General features: G+C 69.8%; 4 protein-coding genes. 1 reads left to right on the forward strand and 3 read right to left on the reverse strand.

Annotated features, from left to right (window positions below; translation table 11 throughout):
- On the forward strand, positions 1 to 700 hold a 700-nt coding region (locus tag ACY45C_RS09575), incomplete at its 5' end, for a class I SAM-dependent methyltransferase (protein ID WP_462187271.1).
- 149 nt (positions 701 to 849) lie between these two features.
- Here the strand turns inward: ACY45C_RS09575 and cobF are convergent.
- The 3 genes from cobF to ACY45C_RS09590 form a co-directional block, all read right to left on the reverse strand.
- Positions 850 to 1,614: a precorrin-6A synthase (deacetylating) gene (gene cobF, locus ACY45C_RS09580; protein WP_462187272.1), complete on the reverse strand. Its 765-nt coding sequence runs from the start codon at positions 1,612 to 1,614 to the stop codon at positions 850 to 852.
- Between the two features lies 1 nt (position 1,615).
- Entirely contained in the window at positions 1,616 to 3,373 is a 1,758-nt protein-coding gene (locus ACY45C_RS09585) for an FAD-binding oxidoreductase (RefSeq protein WP_462187273.1), read from the reverse strand.
- Between the two features lie 75 nt (positions 3,374 to 3,448).
- Positions 3,449 to 3,913: LLM class oxidoreductase (locus ACY45C_RS09590; protein WP_462187275.1), on the reverse strand; the 465-nt coding region annotated here is incomplete at its 5' end.

Consider the following 3,913-nt stretch of genomic DNA (forward strand, 5'->3'; position numbering starts at 1 on the left):
GGACGCCGTCAAAAAGATCGACTTTGACTTCACCAGAACCGGTCTGCGCCGCAGCGAACACGCCCTCGTCGCGCTCAGGGCCAGGCACTTCGACGAGTGGACCCGCGAGTTCCTCACCACGCATCCGAAAGCCACCGTGCTGCACCTGGGCTGCGGCCTGGACGCCCGCGCCTACCGCCTCGACCCCGGCCCCGGCGTGCGCTGGTTCGACGTGGACTACCCCGATGTGATGGATCTACGCCGGCAGCTGTACCCACCGCGTCAGGGTTACACGCTGCTCGGCTCGTCCGTGACCGACCCGTCCTGGCTGGCGCAGATACCGAGTGATCTTCCCGTGCTGATGGTCGCCGAAGGCCTGACCATGTACCTCCGCGAGGACGAAGGCACGGCGGTCCTCCGCCGGATCGTCCAACACTCCCCCGGCGGCCAGTTGGTCTTCGACGCCCTCAGCAGACGCGGTATCCGGATACAGCGGTTCAACAAGGCGATCCAGGCCGCCGGGGCGACCGTCTCCTGGGGCATCGACAGCTGCGCGGAACTTGAGGCGATCGACCCCCGCCTGCGGTGCGTGACCGCCATGAGCGCTTTCGACCTTGACCGGTCCGGGACGCTGCCGGCGGGCTATCGTGTGATGGCCGCGGTGGCGACGCTGGCCCCCGCCCTGCGACGGATGGCGGCCTTCTACCGGCTGGACTTCTGACGGACGTCTCCGCCCTGGTCGGCGGCCCGGTCTTCAGATTGACGAGAAGCCGCTATCACCTTTCCTCCTCGCCCTCCTTGCCTTTCCAGAGCCTTTCGTGTCCGATTTATCCCTCTGGAAAGACAAGAGCAAGAGCAAGTCAGAACAGGTCAGACGGCAGGACGGCGGCGGAGCAGGTAGGTATCCATGATCCAGCCTTTACGCTCGCGGGCCTCGGCGCGGGTCCGCTCGATCAGTCCGCCGACCTCGGCGACCGGACCGTGCAGCAGGACCTCGTCCGGGGTGCCGAGGTAGGCGCCCCAGTAGATGTCGACGTCGTCGGCAGGCAGGGCCAGGAAGGTATTCTCGGCATCGAGCATGACGACGACGTCGTCGACCCCCGGCGGGAATCCGGCGGCGAGCCGGCGACCGGTCGTGATCTCGACCGGGCCGCCGATCCGGTTCAGGATCAGCCGGTGGCTGGCGGCGAGCGCCTGCACGCTGGTGATCCCCGGGATCACCTCGTAGTCGAACCGCACCACGCCCCGCGCCACGATCCGGTCGATGATGCGCAGCGTGCTGTCATACAGCGACGGATCACCCCAGACCAGGAACGCCCCGCAGCCGTCCTCGCCCAGCTCGTCAAGCATCATCCGCTCGTACAGCGCGGCCCGGCGGGAATGCCAGTCCTCGACGGCGGCAGTGTAGTCCGTCGGGGACCGGTCGCGGCTCGGGTCACGGGCCTCGACGATCCGGTAGCCGTTCCCCTCGACGTGCCGGTCGAGGATCTCCCGCCGCAGCCGGACCAGGTCCTCCTTCGCCGCCCCCTTGTCCAGGACGAAGAAGACGTCGGCCCGGTTCAGCGCCTTGACGGCCTGGATCGTCAGCTGGTCGGGGTCGCCGGCACCGATGCCAATGACGAGGATCGTGCGCATCTCAGCGCGGATCGGACCCGGCCGTGCTCACCGAATCCGGGCCCGCCGTAGCTGCCGGTCCCGCCGTAGCTGCCGGGCCCGGGGCGGCGCCCACCCCTGGGACGATCTTGCCGGGGTTGAGGTTGCGGCCCGGGTCGATGCCGTCGAACAGCGCCGTGAGCAGGCACACGCCGGCTGGTGAGATGTCGTCGGCGAGCCAGCGCGCATGCTCGACACCGACCGCGTGGTGGTGGGACAGGGTGCCGGCATGCTCGATGAAGCCCTGCTGGATCGCGGACTTCACCGTGTCGTACCCGCCGATCGCCTCCAGCGTCACCGGGGAGGCGTAGGCGAACGTGAAGTACAGGCAGGCCCCGGAGTGGTACGAGTGCGACAGGTGGCACATGATCCAACCGGTCACGCCGATCTCGGCGAACGCCTTGTTCGCCCGTGCGACCACCCCCCGGTACAGCGGGCCGAGCTGCGACCAGGACGTCGACGTCTCCGACACGTCGGCCATCGCGCCCTGGCCGAGCAGGAAGTCCCGGATGTACGGGGTGTCGAACTTCTTCTGGTCGTAGAGCTGCCCCGGGCCGGTGCCGACACAGATCCCGCCCCGGCGCGCGACGATCGCCCCGACCAGCTTGCGCTGGGCCTTGACGTGCGCGGGTGAACCCTCGAAGCCAATGAACGACAGGCACATCTGATCGAGATCGTACCTGCGGACCCGGCGCAGGTACTGCTTCATACCGGCCGAGACGAGACTCGAGGCCAGGGAGCCGCGCTTGCGGGTGGCGAAGGAGAACCGCGTCTCGTTGGCGTCGGAGACCCGGGTAACCGTCGGCGCGGCCTCGCTCGCGGCGATCTCCCGCATGGCCAGCAGTGCCGCGTCCCAGGTCGGGAAGAAGTAGCCGAGGATCACGCGCTGCTCGGGCACCCGGTGCACCTGCACGGTGGCCTCGGTGATGATCCCGAGCCGCCCCTCGCTGCCGAGGATCATCTCCCGCACGCTCGGGCCGGTCGACTGGCTGGGCACGGGCCGGGTGACGAGTACCCCGGCAGGGGTCACCACCCGCACCGCCCTGGTGATCTCCGCGATATCGCCGTACTTGTCGGACTGCATGCCCGACGAGCGGGTGGCGATCCAGCCGCCGAGGGTGGAGTGGGCGAAGCTGTCCGGGAAGTGGCCGAGCGTCCAGCCCTGCGCGGCCAGCTGCTCCTCCAGGTCCGGGCCGAGGGCGCCGGCCTGGATGCGGGCGAGGCGGGCGTCGGCGTCGATCTCCAGCACCCGGTCGAGCCGGCCGAGGTCAACGGAGATCACCGGGCGGGTCTCAGCGCGCGGCGCCTCGAGACTGCCGGAGATGTTGGTGCCGCCGCCGAACGGGATGACGACCGCGTCCGAGGCCAGCGCCGCGGCCAGCACCGCCCGGACCGCCCCCTCGTCTCCCGGGTAGACGACGACGTCGGGCAGCCGGCCGAGGTCGTGGTTACGAACCCGGATGAGGTCTCGCAGGCTCTTGCCGTAGGCGTGCACGACCCGCGCCTGTGCGTCGGTGGTGACGTGCTCCGCACCGGCGGCGTCGACGAGCGCGGCGCGCAGCGACTCCGGCAGCACGGGGTCCGCGATCGTCAGGTCCGCGAAGGCCGGTGGCTGGGCTGGCGGGTGGGTGATGTCGAGCCCGATGTGCGTGCGGATGAACGGCGCGAGGTCGGGCTTGTCACTGTGGCTGAAGGAGACACTCTCCTTGCCCCAGCCCCACCACTTCATGTGCGTGACCAACGATGGCTCCTCGACAGGGACGGGACGGAGGACGACGACTCCAGGGAAGGGCTAAGGGGGAGGGCGGCGGACCGCTCAGGTGCCGGCGAGGCGTTCGACGACCGGCGCCATGGCGGTCAACGCGTCCAGGGAGACCCCGATCGTGCTGAGGCCGAAGCGCTCGCGGCGCTCGACGAGGTCGTCGACGATCTCGTCGACCGACCCGCACAGCGCGTGCGGGGTCGCGAGCGCCTGTTCGGAGGTGAGCCCGAACCCGGCGGCCAGCTGCTCGGCAACCTGGGTGCGGTTGTCGGTGACGACGACGAGGTGGATACGGACCTGAAGGGTGAGATCGTCCCAACGGGCGCCGGCGGCCTCCCGGATCCAGCGGACCTTCTCCTCGGTCGCCGCCGTCGTCGCGTTGGCGCCGAGCGAGGCATCGATCACTCCGCCGACCATGTTCATGTTCAGCCCGATGATGTCGGCCTCGCGGGCGGCGAGGGTCAGCAGCCGGCGCCCGCCACCACCGATCACGATCGGCGGGTGGGGCCGCTGCACCGG

The sequence above is a fragment of the Frankia sp. CcWB2 genome (assembly GCF_977927585.1).